The following is a 25,487-nucleotide window of genomic DNA, read 5'->3' on the forward strand; positions in this document are numbered from 1 at the left end:
CCCACTGCTGCCTCCCGTAGGAGTTTGGGCCGTGTCTCAGTCCCAATGTGGCCGTTCATCCTCTCAGACCGGCTACTGATCATCGCCTAGGTGAGCCGTTACCCCACCTACCAGCTAATCAGACGCAGGCCCATCTTCTGGCGATAGCTTACAAGTAGAGGCCATCTTTCATCCTCTCTCCATGCGGAAAGAGGATCACATTCGGTATTAGCATTCCTTTCGGAATGTTGTCCCCAACCAGAGGGCAGGTTGCCTACGCGTTACTCACCCGTTCGCCACTAAGAACATTCCGAAGAAAGTTCTCCGTTCGACTTGCATGTGTTAAGCACGCCGCCAGCGTTCGTCCTGAGCCAGGATCAAACTCTCCAAAATAGGTATTTTGAAGAGCCTCATGGCTCTCGAAAAACTAGCTTTGATTTTTTAACCTGGTTGTCATCCAGGTGACTCGATCTCATCACTAAAAGTGACTTGACCCGCACATCTGTCAACAATATTCAGTTCTCAAAGTTCGTCTCGCTGTCTCAGCGACAGCTTCTATATAATACCAGACTTTCGTTTCTTTGTCAACAACTTTTTTCTTTCAATGTTTCAGTTGAAACATTTCGTTGTTGGAAACCCAGTCGGTTGTTGCCTTCTCAAAGAGAAAGCTTGTATATAATATCAAAAACAGAGACAGCTGTCAACAACTTTTTTATTCTGCCAGTCCATATTCATTCTGACCCGGCTGGCTTTCTGCAAAAAGCAGGTACAGGAACATGAGCAGGTTCAGGGCGGGCACCACACAAACAAACATCCAGAAGCCGGAATGGCCCCGGTCGTGGAGCCGCCGGACCGCCAGGGAAATTTGGGATACAAAAAGCCCCAGAAGTGCCAGATAGCCCAAGGGAGCCAGGAAAGGAAGGATGCCGCAGATAAGGCCGATGATCACCGCTGCCAGCAGCAGCACCAGCCACCGGCAGATATAGGTTCCCCGGCTCATCCGCCCGTTGAAGGAGAAGTACATGGGTTTCCAGGTGTTGGCATCGGGGATGTTGGCCTGGAACCGGGCGCTGAAGCTGGGGTTCCCGTTGGGACCGTACTGCTGGTACTGCTGTTGCTGGTACCCCTGCTGCCAGTTCCCCTGGCTCTGCTGCTGCCAGGTCTGTTGGCCCTGGGTTTCCCCGGCCGTCCCCTGTCCCTTCTGATCAGGAGCCGGTTCCGCCGGTACTGCCGGCTGTTCCGGCTGGGCGCCGTCCCCCCGCATGGCCTGGCTCACCGGAGTCAGCACCAGGGGGGTGCCGTCTTCCGAACAGAAATTCTGGGAATCCTCATAGATTTTATGACATTTGGGACAGGTTTTCATGATTTGCTCCTCTGCTTTTTCTGGGGATGCTTTGCATAATAGGTGGCCAGCTGGTCCCCGATATATTCTCCGTAGGTGTCGCCTTTTTTGTTCCACACATCGTTCACCGCATAGTGATCGGTCATGTTGTTCTCTTCGTCAAAGGTACACAGATACAGGGTCTTCGCCTTTTCGTTCTTTACATCATACCGAGTCTGGGACACCAGGATCTTGGTGCCGTTCACCGGCTTTTTCATGACGGTCTTTTCCCACACCTGATAGGTGTTGGGGCCTTTTTTTTCCAGGGAATCCGGATTGAACCATTTCCGGCCCAGACCAGGGAGGGTCTTAATGAACACCCAGGGTCCCCGCCACCGGGAATAATCCCATTCGTACCGGGCCCGGGTAAAGAGACTGGTCATGGGCTGGAATTCCTGCCATTCCTGGATTTTCCGGTTCCCGGCAGTCTTTCTCCCTTTGGCATCCAGCTGATAGCTGCTCAACTGCCGCCACTTTTTCCCCTTCATGTCGTATTCCCGGTGCCGGAGTTCGCCAGTCATTCCTTTGGCATCGGGCTGATCCCAGAGAACTTTCTCCCAGACCAGCAGGGAGGTGTCCTCCGGCCGTTTCAGGCTGTCCCGGTCCATAAAGATCCGGCCCTCTTCGCTGCCCCCCAGGGTCATCCAGTGGACGGCCAGGGCCGGCAGGGGAAGGACCGTCAGGAGCAGGCCCGTCACACAGGCTCCCAACCACTTTTTCATAACTGACACCTCCGGAAATTTTCTGCTTTGCCCCCCATTATAACATGAAAAAAGGGGCTGTGAAACAGCCCCTTTTTTCAATCTTCCTTATGCACCAGGACTTCCCGCACGGCCTTTTCGAACTTGGCCCTGGGCAGCAGCACATAATGGCCGCAGCCCCGGCATTTAATGCCGAAGTCCATGCCCACCCGGAGCACGTCCCATTCATAGGATCCGCAGGGATGGGCTTTTTTCATCCGGACAATGTCCCCCACTTTGTAATCCGTGTCAGTTTTCATGGGCATCATCTACTTTCAGGGTGGAAATGTCGGTGATCACGAACCCGGCATCCCGGATGGTCTGGATGATGTCCATGGCGTTTGTCAGATCAGCCCGTACGGTAATGGCAGCCCGTTTGGGTCCGATCTTCCGGGTCAGGACGGAAATGATGTTTACGCCCCGTTTCTTGAAGATGTCTGCCAGCTCGGCCAGCACCCCTACCCGGTCCTGGGTATCCACAGTGATCTTGGTGGACGTCTTGGCATAGCCCAACAGGTCCACAAAGGCCTTGAACACATCCGTATCGGAAATGATCCCCACCACTTTGTTGGCGGTATCCACCACCGGCAGGGCTCCGATTTTGAATTTGTACATGAGATAGGCGGCGGTTTCCACCCCGTCTTCCGCCTTGACGGTGATCACCGCCTTGGTCATCAGGTCCTTGGCTTTCAGTTTGCCCAGGATGTAGTTGGCTTCATACCGGTCCAGGGTACTGGCGTCGGAAGGCGTGGCCCGGGCCACATCCCCGTCGGTGACAATGCCCTTCAGGTGGCCGTCTCCGTCTACCACCGGGATCCGGCGCAGGTTGTTGTTCAGCATCAGTTCCCGAATTTCCAGCAGGGACTGTTCCCCGGTGACTACTTTTACAACTTTGGTCATCAGATCTTTCACTTGCATGGTTCTGCCTCCTTGTCAGCCGCCCAGATAGGCTTTCTGCACGGCTTCACTGGCTGCCAGTTCGGCGGCCGTCCCGGACAGGACCACCCGCCCGGTTTCCAGTACATAGGCCCGGTCTGCAATGGACAGGGCCATGTTGGCGTTCTGTTCCACCAGGAGGACCGTGGTGCCTTCACTGTTGATTTCCTTGATGATGGAGAAGATTTCCCGCACCAGAAGGGGCGCCAGCCCCATGGAAGGTTCGTCCAGGATCAGCAGCTGGGGACGGCTCATAAGAGCCCGGCCCATGGCCAGCATCTGCTGTTCCCCGCCGGACAGGGTGCCGGCGGTCTGGCTGACCCGTTCCTTCAGACGGGGGAATTTTTCAAAGACTCTCTCTTTGTCCCGGGCAATGCCGTCTTTGTCGGTCCGAAGATAGGCCCCCATGTCCAGGTTTTCCATAACCGTCATTTCCGCAAACACGTGACGGCCTTCCGGCACCTGGACCAGCCCCCGTCCCACCAGTTTGTGGGCAGGGATTCCCACGATTTCTTCCCCTTTATAGAGGATGCTGCCGGTTTTGGGTTTGATCAGTCCGGAAATGGTATGAAGGGTGGTGGATTTCCCGGCCCCGTTGGAACCGATCAGGGTGACGATTTCCCCATCCCCCACTTCCATGTTCAGATCCTTCACGGCGTGGATGGCCCCGTAGTAGACATTCAGATTTTTGATGGTGAGCATCAGGATACCTCCTCGCCCAGATAGGCCTTGATGACCCGTTTGTTGTGCTTGATTTCCTCAGGGGTGCCGTTGGCAATGCAGATGCCGTATTCCAGCACATAGATCCGCTGGCACACGTTCATGACCAGGCCCATGTCGTGTTCGATCAGGAGGATGCTCAGGTTGAATTCCTTTTTGATCCACCGGATCATTTCCATCAGTTCCTTGGTTTCCTGGGGATTCATACCCGCTGCCGGTTCGTCCAGCAGCAGCAGTTTGGGAGAGGTAGCCAGGGCCCGGGCAATTTCCAGCCGCCGCTGTTCCCCATAGGGCAGGTTCTTGGCGGTTTCGTCCCGGAGCTTTTCCAGGTGGAAGATTTTCAGCAGGGCCAGGGCCTTTTCCTCGATGGATTCCTCTTCTTTGAAATACCGGCCGAACCGGCCGATGGCTTCCACCAGACCGTACCGGACCTGGCTGTTGAAGGCGATTTTTACATTGTCCAGCACCGATAGTTCTGAGAACAGCCGGATGTTCTGGAAGGTCCGGGCGATCCCCATCTGGGTCACCTGGTAGGGTTTCTTTCCGTTGATCCGCTGACCGTTGAAGGTGATTTCCCCTTCAGAGGGTTCATACACCCCGGTGAGCATGTTGAAGGCCGTGGTTTTCCCGGCGCCGTTGGGGCCGATGAGACCGATCAGTTCTCCTTCGTCGATCTGCATGGTCAGGTTGGATACAGCCCGGAGGCCCCCAAAGATCATGGACGCGTTATTCACTTTGAGCAGTTCCGCCACGAGACCCACCTCCCAGTTTCATAGATTGGAACATTTTCAGGCTCAGTTCCTTGTTGCCGAAGATTCCCTGAGGCCGGTTCAGCATCAGGACGATCAGGACGATGGAGTAGATCACCATCCGCCATTCCGGATAATCTGCCAGGGCGGCAGAAATGGCCGTCAGCAGCACAGCCCCGGAAATGGACCCACTGATGGAGCCCAGACCTCCCAGCACCACCATAGTCAGTACGTCAAAGGAACGCATGAAGGTGAAGGATGCAGGATGGGCGATGTAGTAGTAATGGGAGAACAGGGCACCCGCGGTACCGGCAAACCCGGCGCCGATGGTGAAGGCCATCACCTTGTACTTGGTGGTGTTGATGCCCATGGTTTCCGCGGCGATCTCATTTTCCCGGATGGCCAGGCAGGCCCGGCCGTCAGCGGAATTCTTGAAGTTCTTGATGAAATAGACCACGAACACCGTGATCCAGAAGGCAATGGGGAAAGTGGTCAGCCGGGGGATCCCCATAAAGCCGGAGGCCCCGCCCACATAGTCGATGTTCAGGATGGCGATCCGGATGATTTCCCCCAGGCCCAGGGTGGCAATGGCCAGATAGTCCCCGTTGAGCCGCAGGGTGGGCATGCCGATCAGGAAGCCCAGGAAGGCGGCGGACACGGTGGCCACAATGAGAGCAATGGGGAAATCCATCCCCAGCTTCACGGTGATGATGGCGGAGGTATAGGCCCCTACCGCCATAAAGCCTGCATGGCCGATGGAGAACTGGCCGGTAAGGCCGTTGATCAGGTTCAGGCTCACAGCCATGATGATGTTGATCAGGATCAGGATCACGTTGGTTTCCCAGTAATCATCCAGGATCTCTTCGTCAAAGAGGAAGTAGAACACAACAAAGAGGATCACCATGATTCCCAGACCCAGCAGGTCCTGTTTGTGGAGGGATTGACGTAAACTCTTCATGGCATTCACCTACACTTTCTCTTTCACGTTCTTGCCCAACAGACCGGTCGGCTTGTAGAGCAGGATCAGAATCAGGATGGCAAAGGCCGCCGCATCCCGATAGGTGGAAGAAAAGAAGCCGGAGACCATGGCTTCCACCAGGCCCATGATGATGCCCCCCAGCATGGCACCGGGCAGGATCCCGATGCCGCCCACAACGGCGGCGATAAAGGCTTTGATCCCGGGCATCATGCCCATGAGGGGATCAATGGAGTTGTAGTAGATTCCCACCAGCACACCGGCAGCCGCTGCCAGAGCGGACCCCAGGGCAAAGGTGGTGGAAATCACCCGGTCGGTGTCGATGCCCATGAGCTTGGCAGCATCCGCATCATAGCTTACCGCCCGCATGGCTTTCCCGGCCTTGGTCTTGTTGACGATGTAGGTCAGGGCCAGCATCAGCAGCAGGGCGCTGACCAGGATCAGGATCTGCTGGTTGTTCACCACCACGCCCCCGATATGGTACACCGTGGGAGCGAACATCGGCGGGAAGGTCCGGGGCTGGGGAGAAACCAGCAGGATCATGCCGTTTTCCAGAAAGAAGGAAACGCCGATGGCGGTGATCAGAGCCGCAATCCGGGGCGCGTTCCGCATGGGCTTGTAGGCGATCCGTTCAATGAGGATCCCGGCCAGGGCCGCCCCGATCATGGCCACGATCAGGGCCGGAAAGAACGGCAGTCCGGCTTTGGTAATGGCCACAAAGCCGATATAGGCGCCCAGCATGTAAATATCCCCGTGGGCGAAGTTGATGAGTTTGATGATCCCGTAGATCATGGTGTAGCCCAGAGCGATCAGGGCATAGATGCTGCCCAGGGATACCCCGTTGACGATCTGTTGGGCGAACTGATGGGCAAAGGATCCGGTATCCATAAGCACCCCTCCTTGTGAAAAAGTTTGGCGTCAGACCGGAGACCGATCCGACGCCGTATGGTAATGGTTTCTTACAGCGTAATCTTTTGTTTGAAGGTCTGTACGCCGTCTTTCATTTCGATGATGATCCCGCCGGAAACAGGGTTGTGATCCTGGTCCAGGGTGTATTTGCCGGTGGCAACCTGCAGATCCTTGATCTTGCTCAGGGCATCAGCAATCTTGGTGCCATCGGTGGAGCCGGCCTGTTTGATGGCTTCCGCCACAGCCAGGGTCCCATCGTAAGCATGGATGGCGAAGGTATCCGGTTCTTCGTTGAATTTGGCTTTGTAGTCCTTGATGAACTGCTGGACATGAGGATCCTTGTCCTGGGCAGAATAAGCGCTGGTGAAGTAGGTGCCGTTCAGGGCTTCTGCACCGGCGATCTGGGCCAGTTTGGGAGAATCCCAGCCGTCGCTGCCCAGGATCGGGCAGGTCAGCCCAACTTCACGGGCCTGTTTGATGATCTTGGAGACTTCTTCGTAGTACCCGGGCACATACAGAGCTTCCGGATTGGTGGCTTTCAGTTTGGTCAGTGCGGACTTGAAGTCCTGGTCCTTGGCCAGGAAGGCTTCCTTGCCTACCACCTTGCCGCCTTTTTCTTCCAGGGTCTTGCCGAACACATCCGTCAGACCTTTGGAGTAGTCACTGGAAGAATCATAGAAAATCGCAACGTTCTTCAGTTTCAGGGTATCTACGGCGAACTTGGCCATCAGTTTGCCCTGGAAGGGATCCGTGAAGCAGGCACGGAAGATGAAGGGCCGTACCTTGCCTTTTTCATCCACGGTGATCCCGGGAGCCGTGGCCACAGGAGCCATCAGAGGCACCTTGCTGTTGGTCACTACCGGCGTGGCGGCAGATACGCAGCCGCTGGTGGCCGGCCCGATGATAACCGAAACCTTATCCTTGGTGATCAGCTTGGTGGCTGCGTTCCCGGATTCGGAAGGCTCGGACTTGTTGTCCGCTTCCACCAGCTTGATTTTCTTGCCGTTGATGCCGCCTTTGGCATTGATCTGTTCCACCGCCAGCTGTACCCCTTTGTAGGTGGATTTGCCGTAGTTGGCTACGTTCCCCGTCAGTTCGAACAAAGCACCGATCTTGATTTCATTGCCATTGTCTTTCTCTGCATCTTTCTTGCCGCAGCCGGTAAACATAGACGCCACGAGAGTTGTCATCGCCAGCGCGCCGACCGCTTTTTTCCATGCTTTCATCAACAACACCTTTGCTTTCCTGGTATTTCTTGCCGGGGACCCGTATAAAATGACCGGTCGGCCTTGCAAGCTATAGTTATTATACGCACTAATTCACATTTTTGCAACATTCTTTTTTACAAAACATATTACGATTTTTAAAAATATACAGTTGTTTTATGTACATTTTTTAACTAGTTCGTCTGGAAAGGATTTTTGTATTTATTTCAAGAACATTTTCTGAAAACAAGGAGGGCCGCTGAACTTTCTCCTTTGGGCACGAAAAAAGAGCTGCCGCTTTCGCAACAGCCCTTTTCTCTTACAGTTTCCGATATTCCGCCTTCCACCGGATGGCTTCGATGGCCTTTTTGGGATCTTCCACAGGGATCCCGTTCAGCCCTTCCTTCACTGCCTGGCACACCACTTTTTCCGCCAGGATCTTGGTGAAATTCCCCATTTCCCGGACAGGAGGCAGAACGGAAGCCCCGGGCTTTTTCATGTCCACCAGATCGGTAAGGGCATGGGCCGCTGCTGCCAGCATCCCGGGAGAAACCTTCCGGGCCCGGCAGGCCGCCACAGCCAGCCCCATCCCCGGGAACACCAGGGAGTTGTTGGCCTGGCCGATTTCAAAAATGGTCCCGTGATACACCACTTTCCGGGAAGCGGTACCCGTGGCCACCAGGGCTTTTCCGTCGGTCCAGTGGAGCAGGTCGTCAGCATTGGCTTCCGCCAGGTCCGCCGGATTGCTCAAAGGGAAGATAATGGGCCGGGGAGTATGGGCGGCCATTTCCTGGACGATTTCCTTGGTAAAGGCTCCGGCGGCGGTGGAAGCTCCCACCAGGATGGTGGGATGGATGGCCTTCACCACGTCTTCCAGATTGTCCAGTTTGGCTCCTGCCGGGAATTCACTCCGTTTCCGGGCATAGGGTTTCTGCTGGGGCGTCATCCCTTCCGTATCTTCAAACAGCAGCCCCTGCTGGTCCACCAGATAGAACCGGCTCCGGGCTTCTTCCTCGCTGAGCCCCTGGAGCTTCATTTCTTCAAAGACCTGCCGGACAATGCCCATGCCGGAGGTACCGGCCCCGAAGCACAGGAAGGTCTGGTCCGTAAGCTTTTCCCCGGAGGCTTTCAGGCCCCCCAGGATGGCAGCCAGGGTCACGGCTCCGGTGCCTTCGATGTCGTCGTTGTACACCGCGTACTGGTCTTCATACCGTTCCAGGAGACGGGCGGCATTTTCCCGTCCGAAGTCCTCGAAATGGACATACAGATGAGGAAAGAGCTTTTCCGCGGTCTGGAGGAAGGCATCCACAAAGGCGTCGTACCGTTCGTCGCTGATCCGTTCGTGATGGAGTCCCAGGTACAGAGGATCATCGATCAGGGCCTGACGGTTGGTCCCGGCATCCAGCACCACCGGCAGTACCTTGGCAGGATCGATGCCGGCGGCCGCGGTGTACACCAGGATCTTCCCGGTGGAAATGCTCACTCCGTTGGTGCCCCAGTCCCCGATGCCCAGGATGCTTTCCCCGTCGGTGACCACAATCAGCTGGATTTCCCGGCCGGAAGCCCCGTTCTTCAGGGATTCCTCAATGTCGTCCATATTGTCGATGGACAGGTACACGGCGTTCTGGGGAGTGGTGAACAGTTCGCTGTACTGCTTCACACTTTCCGCCACCCCGGGAGCATAGAGCACCGGCATGAGTTTTTCCAGGTGGTGGGAGAACAGATGGAAGAACAGGGTCCGGTTCCGGCTGAACAGCTTCATCAGGTAATGGCGCTGGACCGCCTTGTTGGGCCGTTCGCAGAAGTTGTCATAGGCCTGTTTGTCCTGGAGTTCGATGGTTTCCACCTGAGGGGGCAGAATACCGATCAGGCCGTACTTTTTCCGTTCCTCCCGGGTGAAGGCCGTTCCCTTGTTCAAAAATGGATCATTCAGCAGATCATAACCGCGTTTGCTGATTGTCATGATAATTTCCTCTCTTTCCCACTGCACAGCAGCCATGGACAGGTTGTTTCCAGATTGTTTTCGTATGCCCATTGTATCCATTGAAACAGAAAAAGTACAATATTTTATTTTCTCTGACCCAAACTTCAGGTTATAATAAAATGACAGCTGACCGCTGACCGTTTTTTAACAAGGAGCCCATCATGAAACTTACTCAGATTGAATATTTCATCGCCGTCTGCGAATGCGGGAGTTTTTCCCGGGCGGCGGAAAAATGCCATATTTCACAGCCGGGAATTTCCAAGGCCATCCGGGAACTGGAGGAGGAATGCGGGGTGGCCCTGTTCCAGCGGAACCGGAACAACATCCAGATCACCCGCCGGGGCCGGATCCTCCTGGAACACGCCCGGCAGTTCCAGAACCACTACCGGAACCTGTGCCAGGTGGTCCGTACCCTGGGCACCGGAAAGGCCCTGATCCGGATCGGCATCGCCACCATGCGGGGAAACACCATCTTCCCCCAGATCCACGGGGCCTTTCTGAAATCCCACCCCCAGATCACCATCGAAACGGTGGAAGAGACCACCAAGGTGCTCTACGAACTGCTGGACCGGCAGGAAATCGACTTTGCCCTGTGCGTCACCAACCGGCTGCCGGAGGAACCCAGCCACTGTCTGCTGCTGCGGAAAAGCTATCTGAAGCTGTTCGTCCGCCAGGACCATCCCCTGGCCCAAAAAGAGGCGGTGGATCTCCTGGAGCTCCGGAATATCCCTCTGGTGCTGTTTTCCGACCATTTCGACCAGACCGCCTACATCCGCCGCATGTTTGCCCAGAGCGGGGTCCATCCCTGGATCCTCCACCAGACCACCCAGGTGTTCACCATCCTGGAATACATCCGGTCCGAAGGGGCCGCCGGATTCCTGACGGAAGAAATCGCCCAGCAGGAACCGGACCTCCATGCCCTGTCCGTCCGTCAGTTCCAGCCTGCCTTCATTACCCTGGACTGGAACAAAGACCTCCATTTCAACCCGGCCATGGAGGAATTTGTGCGGTTTGTGAAAAAGGGTCTGCCGACTGTATAAAAAACAGTCAGCAGACCCTTTTGTCAGCTGTTATTCCCAGATCGTCTTCATGATTTCTTTGTACTTCTCGTCCAGTTCCTTGCTGATCATCTGGAACAGGCCGTACATCATGTTCCCGTCCACCTGGGGTTCCCGGAAGATCACGCAGGTGTCCATGATCAGGGATTCTTCCTTGTCCAGATAGAATTTGAAAGCCTTGTAGGTGCTGTTGTACTGGTTCAGCATTTCCAGCAGGGCTTTTTTGTTGCTTTCTTTCAGGGCCTTGGGAGCCAGCAGCACCCGAATCACCCCGAAGGCGCTGTCATCCAGTACCACGATCAGCTGGAGGGGAGTCCCTTCCACGTCCAGATGGGACCGGAACACCACCGTATGGAACGGATCGTCTTTGATGGGATCCACCACAAAGGCCTTGGGATCTTTCTTTTCTACAAAACGCTTGAAGCTTTCCGCTTTCTGGTTCAGTGCTGCCATTGGTATCCTCCTTCAGCGGGAGCGGTCCCGCTTTCTTTCTTAACAGGATAAGCCATGGAGGAAATCCCGTCAAGTTTTCCACTTATCAACAGGCTTATCCACAAAAATGGTCAGGTTATCCACATTTCCTGTGGATAACTCTGTGGGTAAGTCCCAGATATAGTGCAAAAGTCCGTTTACCCCACAATATCCAGAGCCACTTATCCACTTGTGCACAGGATATCCACAGGAAAAGGGGGCTGTTGCATGAGCAACAGCCCCTCAGTCAGAAGTCCGGAGTCTGAAGTCGGAAGCCTCAGGACAGGATCCGCCTGGCTGGACGGATCCTTTTGATTATGTAAAACCAGAATCGAAATCAATCTGAGCAATCATTTCGTCCAAAGGTTCTACATATTCAAAAATTTGCATGCAAATTTAACATTCGGCTCCAGACTTCAGACTCCAGACTTGAGCCGCTACGCGGCTCTACAGCTAGGGGGGTGTTGCACGTAACGTGCAACACCCCCCTTTTTCTTACTCTTCCTCACCCACCGTATTCACTACGGCCAGTGCGGCTACTTTATCCCCTGCTTCCAGATCCATGAGCTTTACGCCCTGGGCATTCCTTCCGTAGGTGGAAATATCAGCGGCGTTCATCCGGATGATGATGCCCGCTGCGGAAATCAGCATGATTTCCTGGGATTCGTTGATGAATTTGGAGCCCACGATCAGGCCGGTCTTGTTGGTCACCTTCAGGTTGATGATCCCCTTGCCGCCCCGGGTCTGGACCCGGTATTCAGAAATGTTGGTCCGTTTCCCCTGGCCCTTGTCCGTTACCGTGAGCACTTCTCCCGTGTCGTCCACACAGCTGTCCATGGAGACCACGCTGTCGTGAGGCCGCAGGTTGATGCCCCGTACCCCGTGGCTGGTGCGGCCCATGGACCGTACGTCGTCTTCCTGGAAGTGGATGGCGTACCCGTCCCGGGTGGCCAGCAGGATGTCATTGTGGCCGCTGGTGAGCTTCACGTCGATCAGCTCTTCCCCTTCGCCCAGGTTGATGGCAATCAGGCCGCCTTTCCGGGCGGACTTGAATTCGCTGACGCTGGTCCGCTTCACAAAGCCCAGGTTGGTGGCCATGAACAGGAACTTCTTCTCGTCCTCGCTGATGCCGCTCTTTACGGCAATCACCGCATTGACCTTTTCGTTCTCTTCCAGAGGCAGCAGGTTCCGGATAAAGGTCCCCTTGGCGGTGCGGCTGGCTTCCGGGATCTCGAATCCCTTCTGCCGGTACACCCGGCCCCGGTTGGTGAAGAACAGGATGTTGTCATGGGTGCTGGCCATGAGCAGATGTTCCGAGAAGTCTCCCTTCACCTTGTTGTCTTCCTTCACAATCTTGCCGCTGCCGGCTTTGATGCCCCGGCCGCCCCGGTTCTGGTTCCGGAAGTTGGTGAGAGCCTGGCGCTTGATGTAGCTCTGGTGGCTGATGGTAATCACCACGTCTTCTTCGGCGATCAGGTCTTCGGTTTCCAGATCCCCGGTGTCCGGCACAATGGAAGTCCGGCGGGCATCCCCGAACCGTTTCTTCACATCCAGCAGGTCTTCCCGGGCAATGCCCATGATCTTGTGTTCATCGCTGAGCACGTCTTCCAGGTAGGCAATGGTGGCCATGACTTCTTTATATTCATCCTCGATCTTCTGCCGTTCCAGACCGGTGAGGCGCTGGAGACGCATATCCAGGATGGCCTGGGCCTGGCGGTCGCTGAGGCCGAATTTTTCCATCAAAGCGGCCTTGGCCACGTCCCCATTGGCGCTGGCCCGGATGGTGGCGATCACTTCGTCCAGATGGTCCAGGGCGATCTTCAAGCCCTCCAAAATGTGGGCCCGTTCTTTTGCTTTCTTCAGTTCATACCGGCATTTCCGGGTAATGACGTCCTTCTGGTGATCCAGATAGTATTCCAGAATCTGCTTCAGGTTCAGGATCCGGGGATGGCCGCTGACCAGGGCCAGCATGATGATCCCGAAGGAATCCTGGAGCTGGGTGTGCTTGTACAGCTTGTTCAGCATGATCTCCGGGACTACATCGCTGCGCAGTTCGATGACGATGCGCATGCCCTTCCGGTCCGATTCATCCCGCAGGTCGGTGATCCCTTCCAGGGTCTTGTCCTGGACCAGGTGGGCGATGTTCTCGATGAGCTTGGCCTTGTTCACCTGGTAGGGGATTTCCGTCACCACGATCCGGTTCTTGTTCTTGGGCATGGGTTCCACATGGGTCTTGGCCCGTACCTTCACAACCCCCCGGCCGGTGGTATAGGCCTGGCGGATCCCGGACAGGCCCAGGATCTTGGCCCCGGTAGGGAAGTCCGGCCCTTTGATGGCGGTCATCAGCTGGTCGATGGTGGCATCCGGATTGTCGATGAGCATCACGCAGGCATCCACCACTTCTCCCAGGTTGTGGGGCGGAATGTTGGTGGCCATGCCCACGGCGATCCCGGCGGAACCGTTGATCAGGAGAGCCGGCACCTTGGCAGGCAGCACCGTGGGTTCCTTCAGGGATTCATCGTAGTTGGGGATGAAATCCACCGTATCCTTTTCGATGTCCCGGAGCATCTCCACGGCGATCTTCCCCATCCGGACTTCCGTATACCGCATGGCGGCCGGTGGGTCCCCGTCCACGGAACCGAAGTTCCCGTGGCCGTCCACCATCAGATACCGGGTGGAGAAATCCTGGGCCAGACGCACAATGGCGTCATACACCGAGGAATCCCCGTGGGGATGGTATTTCCCCAAAACATCGCCCACGATACGGGCGCTTTTTTTATAAGCCTTGTTGGGCAGCATCCCTGCCTCGTTCATGGCATAGAGGATGCGGCGGTGGACCGGCTTCAGACCGTCCCGCACATCCGGCAGGGCCCGCTGGACGATGACGCTCATGGCGTAGTCGATGTAGCATTTCTGCATCTCATCTTCCACATAGACGGGGATTACCTTGCCGGCAGAGATGGTCTGCTTGTCATTCTGCTGATCATCCACGTTCTCACGCTTCCTTCCTGCGTCTTTTTGACGCGGTTATTTCAAGAAAAGGTCATAGACCTGCTTGCCGATCAGCAGGACGGTCATGACCAGGTACAGGGTGCGGATGTAGCCCACACCTTTTTGTATGGCAATCTTCGCTCCCAGCCGGGCGCCCAGGATCTCCACCAGCCCCATGGGCAGGGCATAGGCCAGATACACCCGGCCCAGCATCAGGAAAGCCACAAGGCCTCCCAGGTTGCTGGCCAGGTTCAGGGCCTTGGTATTCCCGGCAGCGGTTACGAAGTTATAGCCGAAATAGAGGAATCCGAAGATCAGGAACGAACCTGTCCCCGGTCCGAAAAAACCGTCGTACATGCCCAGGAACCAGGCCATGGCGGCGATGCCCAGGGCAACGGACCGGGTCATTTCGGTCATTTCATTGACCCCGTCCCAGTTTTTCCGGTAATAGGTATAGCAAGCCACTCCCACCAGGGCCAGCACCACAATGTACCGGAGCAGCTGTTCCGGCAGCAGGGAGGCAATACAGGCCCCGGCGGCACTGCCCAAAAAGGACAGGGGCATCATCTTCAGGATCTTCCGGTCCACTTTCCCGGACCGGGCAAAGGTAAAGAAACTGGTCACCGCGCCGATGGAGGAGGCCAGTTTGTTGGACCCCAGGGCAAAGGGGGTGGGGATGCCGGTGGCCATAAAGGCCGGCAGGGTGATCAGACCACCGCCGCCTACCGCCGCATCTACAAAAGAGCCGATGAAGCCGGCTGCCAAAAGGAAAATCAAATCCTGCCAGTGGAATTCCAGCATGGGGTCACTCCTTCCAGGTGAAATAGACGCCGGCGATGCCCTCCCGGCAGAAGGCATTCAAGGCCGGCTCCGTCATCTTGTTGCTGACGGCATAAGGGTTGGCCTGGGTCAGTTCCGCATTGTCCAGGGGCCAGCGGACCCCGGTAATGCTTACCCGGCAGGAGGGAGTAAGAGGCAGCAGGCTCACTGCCCGGGGCCGTTTCCTCCCGGCGGTAAACCGCAGACCCTCTCCCGGCTGCAGGTAGCACAGCATTTCCTGGTCATCGGCCAGGATGGCGCTGCCTCCCCTCCGGGCATAGGCCAGCAGGGTATACAGATTGCCGAACAGATGGTCCGCCCGGCCGCCCCAGATGCCGGTGGCCAGCACCGTCCGGTCACCGGGGATATCCTGGAGCACCAGGGACAGATCCGTATCGTCCTTGTTCACCGGGTAGGTCTTGACCCGGGCGCCCTGGCGGGCAAATGCCTCCCAGGCTCCCGGTGCCGCACTGTCCCGGTCCCCGTACAGGAACCCGGGCACCACCCCGGCCGCCCGGCAGTGGTCCGCGCCCCGGTCCGCCGCTGCCACCACAAGGCCGGCGGCAGCCTTTTGCAGCCACTGGGGATCCGGGCGCCGGCCCCCGGCCACCACCATCAGGAGCGGTCCTCCCGTCCGGCTGCACTGGAGCTTCCCCTGGGGAAGCTGGATTTCCATGGTCATGAAACGCTCCTTAGAAGTCCAGGTTGGTAACCTTGCCGGCGTTTTCCTCGATGAACTGCCGGCGGGGTTCCACCTTGTCCCCCATGAGCACGGAGAACACGGAATCCGCCGTGGCCGCATCCTCCAGCTGCACCTGGAGCACTGTCCGCTTGCTGGGATCCATGGTGGTTTCCCACAGCTGTTCCGGGTTCATTTCCCCCAGGCCTTTGTACCGCTGGACATAGGGGTTGTTCTGACGTCCCACTTCGTCCAGTTTCTTCTGGAGTTCCTCATCGCTGTAGGCATAGGTGTGCTTCTTGCCCGTGCGGATCAGGTACAGAGGAGGCTGGGCAATGAACACGTTCCCGTGGATGATGAGGGGCTTCATGTACCGGTAGAAGAAAGTGAGCAGCAGGGTCCGGATATGGGCCCCGTCCACATCCGCATCGGTCATGATGATGATTTTCCCGTACCGGGCTTTGGAAATGTCGAATTCCTCCCCGATGCCGCAGCCAAAGGCGGTGATCATGGCCCGGATTTCCTGGCTGTTGAGCATTTTGTCCAGACGGGCCTTTTCCACGTTCAGGATCTTGCCCCGGAGGGGCAGGATGGCCTGGAAGTTCCGGTCCCGGCCCTGTTTGGCGCTGCCCCCTGCGGAATCCCCTTCCACCAGGTAGATTTCCGTTTCTTCCGCGTTTTTGCTGGAACAGTCCGCCAGCTTCCCAGGCAGGCTGCTCACTTCCAAAGCCGATTTCCGGCGGGTCAGGTCCCTTGCTTTTCTGGCGGCAGACCGGGCCCGGCTGGCCATAATAGCTTTTTCCACGATTTTCTTGGCCACCGGCGCGTTTTCTTCGAAGTATTCGGTGAGGGCTTCCGTCACCATATTGTCCACAATGCCCCGGACTTCGCTGTTCCCCAGCTTGGTCTTGGTCTGGCCTTCGAACTGGGGTTCCCGGACCTTCAGGCTCATGACACAGGTGAGCCCTTCCCGGACATCGTCCCCGGACAGGTTGTCCTCGTTGTCCTTCAAGAGGCCGTTTTTCCGGGCATAGTCGTTGATGCACCGGGTCAGGGCCTGTTTCAGCCCGGCCAGATGGGTGCCCCCTTCCTCCGTGTTGATGTTGTTCACGAAGGTGTAGATGTTTTCCGTGTAGGCGTCGGTGTACTGCATGGCCACTTCCACAATGGTGTCCTGCCGTTCCCCTTCCACGTAGATGGGTTTGGCATGGAGGGGTTCCTTCCCTTTGTTGACGAATTCCACAAAGGAAATGATGCCCCCTTCGTAGTGGAACACCTCATCCTGGCCGCTCCGTTCGTCGGTGAGCTGGATCTTGACCCCTTTGTTCAGGAAAGCCAGTTCCCGGATCCGGTGCTTCAGGGTGTCATAGCTGTAGACGGTTTCCGTGAAAATGGTGTCATCCGGCCAGAAGGTGACGCTGGTGCCGGTTTCGTTTTCCGGGCATTCTCCCTTCACATACAGGGGACGGGTGGTCTTGCCTTTGGAAAATTCGATGCCGTAGATCTTCCCGTTCTTCTTGACCTCCACCACCATCTTCTTGCTCAGGGCGTTGACGCAGGAAACCCCCACGCCATGGAGCCCGCCGGAGACCTTGTAGCCGCCGTCGCCGAATTTGCCCCCGGCATGGAGGACCGTCATGACCACTTCGATGGCCGGTTTCCCCACCTTGTGCATTTCCACCGGGATCCCCCGGCCGTTGTCCGTAACAGTGATGCTGTTGTCCTGGTGGATGATCACCCGGATATGGTCACAGTAGCCTGCCAGGGCTTCGTCGATACTGTTGTCGATGACTTCGTACACCAGATGGTGAAGCCCCCGGCCGCTGATGCTGCCGATGTACATGCTGGGACGTTTCCGCACGGCTTCCAGGCCTTCCAGGACCTGGATCTGTTCCGCCCCGTAATCCCCGTGGACGGCAATCTCTTCTTCAATCGTCTGTTTCTTTTTCGCCATACAAACCTCCCGATTTTATCGCTTGCGCAGGGTCCTGCTGGAAATTCCCGACAGGATGATCTTGTCCCGGGTGACCACACAGCTGGCCGGCGGGTAGTCCTCGGTCAGGTCCACCACATTGTCCCCGCCCAGTCTGGGCTTCAGGAAAAACCGGTAGATGTTGGTCCGTTTGTTCCGGATGTCGAAGATCCCGATGATCTCGTCGCAGCGCACCACATAATTATTTCCTACGTGCAGGTACATAAGTCCGTCTCCTTCTGGCTTTTTCCAGGGTCTGCCGGATGGTTTCCTCCGAAAGGGCTTCCGGCCGGAGGCCTGTTTCCACCATGACGGCAAAAGCCTTTTCCCCGGCAGTGGCACGGGGGTCCAGAGCCCGGTTCAGGGCCCATTCCTCCAGTACTGCCTTCACGTCAGTAAATGTTATTCTATCACACTTCACCAGCTCCCGGCAATCTTCATACCGGAGCCAGGGCCGCAGATCCAGCTGTTTCCGGATTTCCCGGCGCAGTTCTTCCTGCTGTTTCCGGCGGCAGCCGGAGCAGATTTCCTCATCTCCGATAAGGGGTACTCCGCACAGAGGACATTTCCGGCTGTCGTCCCGCCGGGGCATGAAGGGTTTTGCCTCCTGTCGGGGCTGGGGTTCTTCCTCAATGACCCCGTGGTAGAACTTCAGTTCCCGGATCAACCGTTTCCGTCCCTGGAGCGCCGGCACCAGGAGCCGGTTCAGCTGATTCAGCAGTTTCCCCTGCATCATGTGGAACTGGTTGGACCACATGGGATTGTCCGTATGGACGTACAGGACTCCCTCTTCCAGCCGGTAAGGCTGGGAATGGCTGGCCCCGGTGTGGCCCAGGATCTCCGGCCAGTGGCTTTTCAGCCAGTGGAGCAGGAACTGCTGCCGGGCCCGGGGAGTCCGGAGCACTTTCAGGATGAGAAGTTCCGAATCTTTCATGGCTGTTCCTCCAGGGTTCCCTCTGCCACCCGGTAAGCCGCCACATCTCCTTCCACCGGAGCCAGATGACGGTCGTTGACGGTCAGGAAGGTCTGGACCGTTCCGTTGATGAAGCCCAGGAGCTTCTCCCGCCGGTGCTGGTCCAGTTCACTGAGCACATCGTCCAGAAGCAGCACCGGATATTCTTCCCGGACGGACCGGATGAATTCCAGTTCCGACAGTTTCAGGGCCAGCGCGGCGGTCCGCTGCTGACCCTGGGATCCGTAGGCCCGGAGAGGCCTTCCCTCATGAAAAATCTCCAGATCGTCCCGGTGGGGCCCCAGGCTGGTGTAGCCCCGGACATAGTCCAGCCGGTGGCGCAGCTGGAGCTGCTGCCGGTAAAAAGTTTCCCAGGCTGCCGGCCCGGGGTTTTCCGTAATCCCCTGCTCCCCTTCGCTGCGCTTCTGCACATAGGAAAGGGTCAGGGCACCCTGGGTGCCGGTGATCCCGTCATAAACCTGTTGGGCCGCCTGGACGATCCCCGCCAGGGCCTGGAGCCGCAGGTCCAGGATCCCCGCCGCCAGCCGGGCCAGGGCTCCATCCCACACCAGCAGCTGGGCTTCCTCCAGCTGTTCCCGGTCCCGGCACTGTTTCAGGAACCGGTTCCGCTGCTGGAGCACCCGGTTGTATTTGGTCAGAAGGTCATAGTACACCGGGCTGGTCTGGGCGATCTCCATATTCAGGAATTTCCGCCGGAGGGCAGGATCCCCTTTCACCAGCTGAAGGTCATCGGGGGTAAAGAGCACCAGGTTCACCAGGCCGTACTGTTCCCGGGGGCTTACCGGGTTCCCGTTCAGGAGATTCTCTTTTTTGGTCCGGCCCCGGACCGGATACCGTTTCACCAGCAGCCGGTTGGACCCGTACCGGTCCCGGTACTGGAGTTCTGCCGCCCATTCTTCCGCTCCGAAGCTGGGCAGCTCTTCCTCATGACGGGTCCGGAAGGAAAACCCCCGGGCGGCAGTATAGATCCCTTCCAGCAGGTTGGTTTTCCCCTGGGCGTTGTCCCCATAAAAGATGGTTATATCATGTGCAAGAGGAAGGGACACCTGGCTGTAGTTCCGGAAATGGAGCAGCCGCAGGTTTTCCAGGCGCATCAGAAGATGACCCGCACCGGGGTCAGGATGTAGGTGTAGCTTTCATCCCCTTCCGGCATGAGCCGGGCCGGAGACAGAGAGGCGTTGGTTTCCAGGCTCACCCGGTCCGTGCCGCAGTTCTTGAAAAAGTCGGTCATGTACCGGGAATTGAAAGCGATGTTCAGCGGCAGGGATTCCCCCACGGTCTGGCAGGCGATGATTTCCTTCCCCTGGCCCATGTCGCTGACGGCGGAAGACAGCACGATCCCGTCTGCATCAATGGCCAGCCGGACAATGTTGTAGTCGGACTGGGAAAACAGGGATACCCGCTGGATGGCCTTTTCCATGTCCACCCGGTTGAAAACCGTCCGGTTGCTGAAGGAAGGAGGGATAGGTCGTCTGTAATCAGGGAATTTCCCTTCGATCAGGCTTGAAATAATGGTGAGATTTCCCACCTTGGCCATGATCTGCCGTTCTTTCAGAGTCAGGGTCACCGGTTCCGGCAGTTCTCCGTTCAGATTGCTGCCGATTTCCTTCAGGAGACGGGCAGGGATCAGCAGGGAAAATTCGCTGTCATCCCCCTCCGGCAGTTCCAGATCCTTGATGGCCAGACGGTGGGTATTGGTGCCCACGGCAGTGAGCCGCTGACCGGATTTTTCCAGGTAGACCCCGGTGTACAGCGGCCGGCTGGCATCAGTGGAACAGGCGTACACCGTGGTGGAGATCAGTTTCCCCATCACTTCTTCGGAAAGCCGGAGCACCCGGTCCCCTTCAAAAGAGGGCATGGCCGGATATTCTTCCGGGTCCATCAGGGGAATGTGGTACTGGCCTCTGGCCTTGGCTGCTTTTAGGGTCATTTCTTTTTCACCGGGCAGCTGCTGAAGGGTGAGCACTTCGTCCGGATCGAAACGGGCCAGCAGATCCCCGATGGCTTTGGCGGGGATGAGAAGCTCTCCGTCCTCCTGTCCGTTCACGTCCATTTTCTTGTTCATCATGTAGGTATTGTCCATGGCAATCAACTGAAGGGTGTTTCCCTGGAGAATGGCATGGATCCCGGAAAAAATCGGTGCGTTATTGCTGGATGAAATGGCTCTTTTTACGATATTGACGCTCTGAGCCAGTTCTTTGCTTTCACATGAAAACTGCATGGCAGTACCTCCTTGTTTCTAAAACGATGAAATTATAAAAATTCGTAGTCTTCGTAGTAGGGCCTGTGGGTATGTGGAAAAGTCGCTCCAGCCCCATTCCAGGCTGTTGGAACCATTGGGATAACTCTGTGGATAACCGGTTTTCACTTATCCACATATCCACTTTTTCAGGGACTTTCCGGGTTATCCACAAAATTACCAACAAGTTATACACAAGATTATCCACAAGTTGTGGATAACTCAGGGATCATTTCTTCAGATCTTCCACCAGTTTGGCCAGCTGCCGTTCCAGATTGTCATTTTTCGCTTTGTCGTCAGCGATCTTGTCACAGGCATGGAGGACTGTGGTGTGGTCCCGGCCTCCGAAACATTCTCCGATCCGGGGCAGGGACAGGTCCGTCAGTTCCCGGGTAAGATACATGGCGATCTGCCGGGGATAGGCGATGGAGCGGGTCCGTTTCTTGGCTTTCAGGTCTTCCACCCGGATCTTGTACCGGGCGGCCACAAGTTCCTGGATGGCTTCCACGGTGATCACCTTGTCCACAGTGCTTCCCATATCCAGGTCCTTCAGGGCTTTCCGGGCCAGTTCCATGGTCACCGGTTGGTGGTTCAGGTTGGCAAAGGCGTGGACCTTGGTGTAGGCACCTTCCAGCTCACGGATGTTGGTCTTTACATTGGTGGCGATCAGCTGGATCACTTCCAGAGGGAATTCCAGATGGTCCTTTTCCGCCATGCTCCGCAAAATGGCACTGCGGGTTTCGAAATCCGGGTGGTTGATCTCGATGATCAGTCCCTGCATGAACCGGCTGGTGAGTCGCTCTTCCAGGGTGTCCAGTTCCTTGGGAGGCCGGTCGCTGGAGATGATGATCTGTTTGTCCGCCTGTTTCAGGGCTTCGAAGGTGTGGAAGAATTCTTCCTGGGTGGATTCTTTTTTCCGCAGGAACTGGATATCGTCGATGAGCAGCACGTCGATGTTCCGGTATTTGTTCCGGAAGGCTTCGTTGGTGTTGTGCTGGATGGCGCCGATCAGTTCATTGGTGAAGGTTTCACTGGAAGTGTAGAGGATCTTCATCTGGGGGAATTTCTTGTGGATATAGTTGCCGATGGCGTTCATCAGGTGGGTTTTCCCCAGGCCCGGGTCGCTGTACAGGAACAGGGGGTTGTAGCTTTTGGCCGGTGCGTTGGCCACTCCCATGGAAAAGTTGAAGGCTTCTTCATTTGATTTGCCCCGGATGAAATTGTCAAAGGTGTATTTGGGGGACAGATGGGAATCGAATTCCTGGGCCGGTTTGGCCGCTGGCTGGGGTTCCGGCTGGTAGGCTGCGGGAGCCGGGGGTTCTTCCGGCTGGGCAGGGGTGTCCGGAAACAGGTTCTGTTCCTCTTTGGGCGGTTCCACTACGTCGATCTGGATCTCCATGGGCTGGCCGCAGATCTGGGAGAGGCTTTCTTCCATCATGGGCAGGTATTTTCCCTGGAGGGTATCCTTGGTGAACTGGTTGGATACATCCAGGGACAGGGTATTGCCCTCCAGGGTCCGGGGATGTGCCGCATCCATCCAGATTTTCCAGCTCCGGCCCTCCATGCTGGCGGAGAGGGCTGCAAGCATTTCGGCCCAGACCTGGGCCAGGTTTTTCGTCGTCATATCCGATCCATCCTTTATCCTTTTAATAGAGACTTCATTATATCACGAAACAGGCCGGTCCTGTGGAAAAACCTGTGGACAATGTGGATAACTTTTTTCCCGGGCCGCCGGAAGCACGGGGCAGGGGGCCGGGTTCCGGTTATCCACAAATCCAGAGTTATACACAGGGAGTTATCCACAGATGTGGATAACTCCCTGTTGAAAAACATGGTCAGCGGTTGAACAGACGGTCCCAGAAACTCCGGTTCTTCAGCCGGGAGGCTTCTTCTTCCGCGGCTTTGGCCCGGGCTTCCGCCGCGGCGATTTTTTCGTCGGCGGCCTTCAGACTGGCGGCGGCGGTTTCCTTGGCGGCGGTAAGGGCGCCGATCTGCTGTTCCTTCAGCCGCAGCACCGCTTCCTGCTGGTCCGCTTTGGCCTGGGCGGCGTCCCGGGCCCGGGCCAGATCCTTCAGCTGGACTTCCTTCTGTTCCGACTGGGCCTTGTATTCCAGATACTGGACCTTTTCCTGGGTCAGCAGCTTGGTGGCGTTCATTTCCGCAATGAGCTTCTGCTGGACTTTCCCCAGCTGGTCCTGGACCGTATTCATCTGGATCAGCAGCACTTTGTTTTCGTGGCGGAGCTGTTCCAGTTCCTCATCCTTGTTCTGTTCATAGACAATCACGGGGTTTTCCGACCGTTTGCTGTCCAGGAACTGGACGGCTTCGTCATCCAGCATCAGGAAACGGTTCTGTTTGACCAGGTGGCCTTCCAGTTCTTCTTCATACCGTTTGATCTGTTTGCGGATGGCTTCGTAGGAAACTCCCTTTTGTTTGGCATAGTCTTTAATGGTGATCATGGCGGACATCCCTCAATATGATATAGATTTCCAGAACAGGAAGAAAACCGCCAGGGGCCCGGCGGCTTTCCAGACAACCGGCGTCCTGCAATGTTCCCACAACGTTGTATGGAAAAGGAGCCGGCCGGTTCCAAAGGTTGTATGAGTATAGTATAGCATATTCCGGCCCGTTTGTCCGGCCCCTGTGCATAACTGGAGGAAAGAAACCGGAAAAAGCCCGGCCAGCCAGGGGTCCCCGGGTTTTCCACAGGGTAAAAAGTTTTCCACCGGAAGTTATCCACAGATGTGGATAACTTTGGGGATAAGCCCATTTCATGGGGGCGGAGAGGGAGGAGGGGGTGTGGATAACTTAAGTCAGGAGTCAGGAGTCTGAAGTCGGAAGCCTCAGGACAGGATCCGTCTGGCTGGACGGATCCCTTTGATTCTGTAGAACCAGAATCAAAAGCAATCTGAGAGATCATTCCGTCCAAAGGTTCTACACATTCAAAAAATTTGCCTGCAAATTTAACCTTCGGCTCCAGACTCCCGACTCCAGACTTGAGCCGCTATGCGGCTCTACAGCTAGGAGGTGTTGCAGGTTTTGTACAACACCTCCAGTGGACATGTGGATAAATCTGGGGATAAAGTCCCGGATCCGGCATGGGCTGTGGCTCCAGGGGTTTTCCACAAGCCAGGGAGTTTTCCACTGAAAGTTATCCACAGGTGTGGATAAGTATGTGGATAATCCCTTTTTATGGGGCTTCCCGGCTGTGGAACAGGGATTTCCCCTGTGGAAAACTGCTTCCCACCGGGCAAAAAACACCCCTGTCCCTGTGCAAAGAGCAGGGACAGGGGTTACAGAGAGCTGGGATGCAATAGGGGGTGTTCCATGGAAAATGCAACATCCCAGTCCCGGGTCGCGACCCGGGACTCTCGGCTCGGGAACGGGGGTGTGAAGTTTTCACACTCCCTTTTTCAACGCAGCCGTCAGGGCCTCGATTTCCTTGTTCAGCTCCGGATCTTTCTGCCGGTCTTTCTGGATCTTTTCGCAGGCGTGGATGATGGTGCTGTGGTCCCGGCCCCCGAAACATTCTCCGATTTTCTTCAGGGACAGGCCGGCCATTTCCTTGGTCAGGTAAATGGCGATCATCCGGGGCACCGCCACCCGTTTGGTCCGTTTCTTTTCGATCAGTTCCGACCGGTGGAGCCGGAAATGGTCCGCCACCTGCTGCTGGATGGCGTCCACGGTAACGAACTGGGGGGTGTCCAGCAGGGCCAGTTCTTTCAGGGCCCGGCGGCACAGATCCAGGGTAATGGGTTCCCGGGTCACGGTGGAATAAGCGCAGACCCGGTTGTAGGCTCCCTCCAGTTCCCGGATATTGCTGGTGATGCTGCTGGCAATCAGCAGAATCACATCGTTGGGAAAGGGAACCTGCTCTGTATGGGCCAGGTTCTGGAGGATGGCCATCCGGGTTTCCAGATCCGGGTGCTGGATGTCGGCGGTAAGGCCGGAATTGAACCGGCTGATCATCCGTTCTTCCAGGGTGTCCAGTTCCCCGGGGGGACGGTCGCTGGAAATGATGATCTGCTTGTTGGCCTTTTCCAGGGTGTTGAAGGTGTGGAAAAACTCCTCCTGGGTGGATTCCCGGTTCCGGAGGAACTGGATGTCGTCGATGAGGAGCACGTCGATGTTCCGGTATTTTTCCCGGAAGGCTTCCAGCCGGTTGTGTTCCACGCTTTCGATCAGCTCATTGGTGAAGGTTTCGCTGGAAATGTACAGCACTTTCATATCCGGGTGGTTCTTCCGGATCTGGTTGCCGATGGCGTTCATCAGATGGGTTTTCCCCAGGCCGGAGTCGCTGAACAGGAAAAAGGGGTTGTAGGCAAAGGCCGGGTTGTTGGCCACGGCCATGGCGGCTGCCTTGGCAAATCGGTTGGAATTTCCCACCACGAAATTGTCGAAGGTGTACCGGGGAGAAAGGTTGGTGACAAAGGGCTTTTTCAGGACCGGGGGAGCCGGTCTTTTCCGGGCCGAGGGCGGGGGGGACGGATGTTCCGCTGCCGGTTCCTGCTCGGCGAACAGGTCCAGTTCCACCAGTTTTTTCTTGGCCATGACAAACCTCCTTTCTCCTGTAAGGGATATTTTTCATTATACCATATTCCCCGGCATGTGGATAAGTGCCGGGAGCAAGAGGGGGGAACCCGCAGAAAACCTGGCTCCAGGGAGTTTTCCACAGGAAAGGGAGTTTTCCACAGAAAGTTATCCAC

23 protein-coding genes and 1 rRNA gene are annotated in these 25,487 nt (G+C 56.5%); 1 reads left to right on the forward strand and 23 read right to left on the reverse strand.

All coding sequences use genetic code 11. From position 1 onward, the window contains the following. From ACTQY1_RS07755 to maeA, 11 genes are all read right to left on the reverse strand, one after another. Positions 1 to 372: ribosomal RNA gene (locus tag ACTQY1_RS07755) — 16S ribosomal RNA — on the reverse strand; the annotation flags it as partial. A gap of 319 nt (positions 373 to 691) precedes the next feature. After that, on the reverse strand, positions 692 to 1,342 hold the full coding sequence (locus tag ACTQY1_RS07760) for a DUF805 domain-containing protein (protein ID WP_022486836.1): 651 nt from the start codon (positions 1,340 to 1,342) through the stop codon (positions 692 to 694). Then, positions 1,339 to 2,082 carry a hypothetical protein gene (locus ACTQY1_RS07765; RefSeq protein ID WP_022486835.1) on the reverse strand — a complete coding sequence of 248 codons (744 nt, stop codon included), beginning with the start codon at positions 2,080 to 2,082 and terminating at the stop codon, positions 1,339 to 1,341. The genes ACTQY1_RS07760 and ACTQY1_RS07765 overlap by 4 nt, the downstream gene beginning before the upstream one ends. Before the next feature lie 77 nt (positions 2,083 to 2,159). Then, entirely contained in the window at positions 2,160 to 2,360 is a 201-nt protein-coding gene (locus ACTQY1_RS07770) for a DUF951 domain-containing protein (RefSeq protein WP_022486834.1), read from the reverse strand. After that, positions 2,350 to 3,018, reverse strand: coding sequence for a CBS and ACT domain-containing protein (locus ACTQY1_RS07775; RefSeq protein ID WP_154488005.1), 669 nt, complete (start codon positions 3,016 to 3,018; stop codon positions 2,350 to 2,352). Before ACTQY1_RS07775 ends, ACTQY1_RS07770 begins: the two co-directional genes overlap by 11 nt. Before the next feature lie 15 nt (positions 3,019 to 3,033). Continuing rightward, the gene (locus tag ACTQY1_RS07780; protein WP_022486832.1) at positions 3,034 to 3,738 is read right to left on the reverse strand and encodes an ABC transporter ATP-binding protein; all 705 of its coding nucleotides are present in this window, start codon (positions 3,736 to 3,738) and stop codon (positions 3,034 to 3,036) included. Then, positions 3,738 to 4,508, reverse strand: coding sequence for an ABC transporter ATP-binding protein (locus tag ACTQY1_RS07785; RefSeq protein ID WP_022486831.1), 771 nt, complete (start codon positions 4,506 to 4,508; stop codon positions 3,738 to 3,740). Before ACTQY1_RS07785 ends, ACTQY1_RS07780 begins: the two co-directional genes overlap by 1 nt. Beyond that, a complete protein-coding gene (locus tag ACTQY1_RS07790; protein ID WP_022486830.1) occupies positions 4,483 to 5,463 on the reverse strand; it encodes a branched-chain amino acid ABC transporter permease in 981 nt (326 codons plus the stop codon). Before ACTQY1_RS07790 ends, ACTQY1_RS07785 begins: the two co-directional genes overlap by 26 nt. 9 nt (positions 5,464 to 5,472) lie before the next feature. Next, positions 5,473 to 6,369 (reverse strand): branched-chain amino acid ABC transporter permease, encoded by an 897-nt coding sequence (locus ACTQY1_RS07795; RefSeq protein WP_022486829.1) that lies wholly within the window; start codon positions 6,367 to 6,369, stop codon positions 5,473 to 5,475. 71 nt (positions 6,370 to 6,440) lie between these two features. Next, a complete protein-coding gene (locus ACTQY1_RS07800; protein WP_441374029.1) occupies positions 6,441 to 7,616 on the reverse strand; it encodes an ABC transporter substrate-binding protein in 1,176 nt (391 codons plus the stop codon). Between the two features lie 298 nt (positions 7,617 to 7,914). After that, entirely contained in the window at positions 7,915 to 9,558 is a 1,644-nt protein-coding gene (gene maeA / locus ACTQY1_RS07805; protein ID WP_022486827.1) for an NAD-dependent malic enzyme, read from the reverse strand. Between the two features lie 182 nt (positions 9,559 to 9,740). On the opposite strand from maeA, the gene ACTQY1_RS07810 reads away from it, so the two are divergent. Continuing rightward, positions 9,741 to 10,619: a LysR family transcriptional regulator gene (locus ACTQY1_RS07810; RefSeq protein ID WP_022486826.1), complete on the forward strand. Its 879-nt coding sequence runs from the start codon at positions 9,741 to 9,743 to the stop codon at positions 10,617 to 10,619. Between the two features lie 30 nt (positions 10,620 to 10,649). On the opposite strand, the gene ACTQY1_RS07815 is transcribed toward ACTQY1_RS07810, so the two are convergent. The 12 genes from ACTQY1_RS07815 to dnaA (ACTQY1_RS07870) all read right to left on the reverse strand — a co-directional run bounded on the left by ACTQY1_RS07815 (position 10,650) and on the right by dnaA (ACTQY1_RS07870) (position 25,332). Next, positions 10,650 to 11,090 carry a YbjN domain-containing protein gene (locus tag ACTQY1_RS07815; protein ID WP_022486825.1) on the reverse strand — a complete coding sequence of 147 codons (441 nt, stop codon included), beginning with the start codon at positions 11,088 to 11,090 and terminating at the stop codon, positions 10,650 to 10,652. A gap of 513 nt (positions 11,091 to 11,603) precedes the next feature. After that, complete coding sequence (gene gyrA, locus ACTQY1_RS07820; RefSeq protein ID WP_308664236.1) at positions 11,604 to 14,099, reverse strand: DNA gyrase subunit A; 2,496 nt, start codon at positions 14,097 to 14,099, stop codon at positions 11,604 to 11,606. Positions 14,100 to 14,135: 36 nt separating this feature from the next. Then, entirely contained in the window at positions 14,136 to 14,900 is a 765-nt protein-coding gene (locus tag ACTQY1_RS07825; RefSeq protein WP_022488059.1) for a sulfite exporter TauE/SafE family protein, read from the reverse strand. A gap of 4 nt (positions 14,901 to 14,904) precedes the next feature. Next, positions 14,905 to 15,600 (reverse strand): thiamine diphosphokinase, encoded by a 696-nt coding sequence (locus tag ACTQY1_RS07830; protein WP_229778446.1) that lies wholly within the window; start codon positions 15,598 to 15,600, stop codon positions 14,905 to 14,907. Between the two features lie 10 nt (positions 15,601 to 15,610). Continuing rightward, entirely contained in the window at positions 15,611 to 17,551 is a 1,941-nt protein-coding gene (gene gyrB / locus ACTQY1_RS07835; RefSeq protein ID WP_154488002.1) for a DNA topoisomerase (ATP-hydrolyzing) subunit B, read from the reverse strand. 15 nt (positions 17,552 to 17,566) lie between these two features. After that, positions 17,567 to 17,794 (reverse strand): extracellular matrix regulator RemB, encoded by a 228-nt coding sequence (remB, locus tag ACTQY1_RS07840; protein ID WP_022488056.1) that lies wholly within the window; start codon positions 17,792 to 17,794, stop codon positions 17,567 to 17,569. Next, the gene (locus tag ACTQY1_RS07845) at positions 17,772 to 18,503 is read right to left on the reverse strand and encodes a DUF721 domain-containing protein (RefSeq protein ID WP_022488055.1); all 732 of its coding nucleotides are present in this window, start codon (positions 18,501 to 18,503) and stop codon (positions 17,772 to 17,774) included. The genes remB and ACTQY1_RS07845 overlap by 23 nt, the downstream gene beginning before the upstream one ends. Further along, on the reverse strand, positions 18,500 to 19,636 hold the full coding sequence (gene recF / locus ACTQY1_RS07850; RefSeq protein ID WP_154488001.1) for a DNA replication/repair protein RecF: 1,137 nt from the start codon (positions 19,634 to 19,636) through the stop codon (positions 18,500 to 18,502). The genes ACTQY1_RS07845 and recF overlap by 4 nt, the downstream gene beginning before the upstream one ends. Continuing rightward, on the reverse strand, positions 19,636 to 20,763 hold the full coding sequence (gene dnaN / locus ACTQY1_RS07855; RefSeq protein ID WP_154488000.1) for a DNA polymerase III subunit beta: 1,128 nt from the start codon (positions 20,761 to 20,763) through the stop codon (positions 19,636 to 19,638). The genes recF and dnaN overlap by 1 nt, the downstream gene beginning before the upstream one ends. 247 nt (positions 20,764 to 21,010) lie before the next feature. Further along, entirely contained in the window at positions 21,011 to 22,405 is a 1,395-nt protein-coding gene (dnaA, locus tag ACTQY1_RS07860) for a chromosomal replication initiator protein DnaA (protein ID WP_154487999.1), read from the reverse strand. Between the two features lie 211 nt (positions 22,406 to 22,616). Next, the gene (locus ACTQY1_RS07865) at positions 22,617 to 23,240 is read right to left on the reverse strand and encodes a hypothetical protein (RefSeq protein ID WP_022488051.1); all 624 of its coding nucleotides are present in this window, start codon (positions 23,238 to 23,240) and stop codon (positions 22,617 to 22,619) included. Between the two features lie 940 nt (positions 23,241 to 24,180). Next, a complete protein-coding gene (gene dnaA / locus ACTQY1_RS07870) occupies positions 24,181 to 25,332 on the reverse strand; it encodes a chromosomal replication initiator protein DnaA (protein WP_441368985.1) in 1,152 nt (383 codons plus the stop codon). Between the last annotated feature and the right edge of the window lie 155 nt (positions 25,333 to 25,487).

Origin of the sequence: Acidaminococcus sp. HCP3S3_G9_1, from assembly GCF_052122455.1 — a bacterium.
In the GTDB taxonomy this organism is placed as follows: domain Bacteria; phylum Bacillota; class Negativicutes; order Acidaminococcales; family Acidaminococcaceae; genus Acidaminococcus.

Bases quoted from the DNA above. Each gene is read 5' to 3' on its own strand.
- ACTQY1_RS07760 (WP_022486836.1), bottom strand. From the start codon at position 1,342: ATGAAAACCTGTCCCAAATGTCATAAAATCTATGAGGATTCCCAGAAT.
- ACTQY1_RS07765 (WP_022486835.1), bottom strand. From the start codon at position 2,082: ATGAAAAAGTGGTTGGGAGCCTGTGTGACGGGCCTGCTCCTGACGGTC.
- ACTQY1_RS07770 (WP_022486834.1), bottom strand. From the start codon at position 2,360: ATGAAAACTGACACGGATTACAAAGTGGGGGACATTGTCCGGATGAAA.
- ACTQY1_RS07775 (WP_154488005.1), bottom strand. From the start codon at position 3,018: ATGCAAGTGAAAGATCTGATGACCAAAGTTGTAAAAGTAGTCACCGGG.
- ACTQY1_RS07780 (WP_022486832.1), bottom strand. From the start codon at position 3,738: ATGCTCACCATCAAAAATCTGAATGTCTACTACGGGGCCATCCACGCC.
- ACTQY1_RS07790 (WP_022486830.1), bottom strand. From the start codon at position 5,463: ATGAAGAGTTTACGTCAATCCCTCCACAAACAGGACCTGCTGGGTCTG.
- ACTQY1_RS07795 (WP_022486829.1), bottom strand. From the start codon at position 6,369: ATGGATACCGGATCCTTTGCCCATCAGTTCGCCCAACAGATCGTCAAC.
- ACTQY1_RS07800 (WP_441374029.1), bottom strand. From the start codon at position 7,616: ATGAAAGCATGGAAAAAAGCGGTCGGCGCGCTGGCGATGACAACTCTC.
- maeA (WP_022486827.1), bottom strand. From the start codon at position 9,558: ATGACAATCAGCAAACGCGGTTATGATCTGCTGAATGATCCATTTTTG.
- ACTQY1_RS07810 (WP_022486826.1), top strand. From the start codon at position 9,741: ATGAAACTTACTCAGATTGAATATTTCATCGCCGTCTGCGAATGCGGG.
- ACTQY1_RS07815 (WP_022486825.1), bottom strand. From the start codon at position 11,090: ATGGCAGCACTGAACCAGAAAGCGGAAAGCTTCAAGCGTTTTGTAGAA.
- ACTQY1_RS07825 (WP_022488059.1), bottom strand. From the start codon at position 14,900: ATGCTGGAATTCCACTGGCAGGATTTGATTTTCCTTTTGGCAGCCGGC.
- ACTQY1_RS07830 (WP_229778446.1), bottom strand. From the start codon at position 15,600: ATGACCATGGAAATCCAGCTTCCCCAGGGGAAGCTCCAGTGCAGCCGG.
- gyrB (WP_154488002.1), bottom strand. From the start codon at position 17,551: ATGGCGAAAAAGAAACAGACGATTGAAGAAGAGATTGCCGTCCACGGG.
- remB (WP_022488056.1), bottom strand. From the start codon at position 17,794: ATGTACCTGCACGTAGGAAATAATTATGTGGTGCGCTGCGACGAGATC.
- ACTQY1_RS07845 (WP_022488055.1), bottom strand. From the start codon at position 18,503: ATGAAAGATTCGGAACTTCTCATCCTGAAAGTGCTCCGGACTCCCCGG.
- recF (WP_154488001.1), bottom strand. From the start codon at position 19,636: ATGCGCCTGGAAAACCTGCGGCTGCTCCATTTCCGGAACTACAGCCAG.
- dnaN (WP_154488000.1), bottom strand. From the start codon at position 20,763: ATGCAGTTTTCATGTGAAAGCAAAGAACTGGCTCAGAGCGTCAATATC.
- dnaA (WP_154487999.1), bottom strand. From the start codon at position 22,405: ATGACGACGAAAAACCTGGCCCAGGTCTGGGCCGAAATGCTTGCAGCC.
- ACTQY1_RS07865 (WP_022488051.1), bottom strand. From the start codon at position 23,240: ATGATCACCATTAAAGACTATGCCAAACAAAAGGGAGTTTCCTACGAA.
- dnaA (WP_441368985.1), bottom strand. From the start codon at position 25,332: ATGGCCAAGAAAAAACTGGTGGAACTGGACCTGTTCGCCGAGCAGGAA.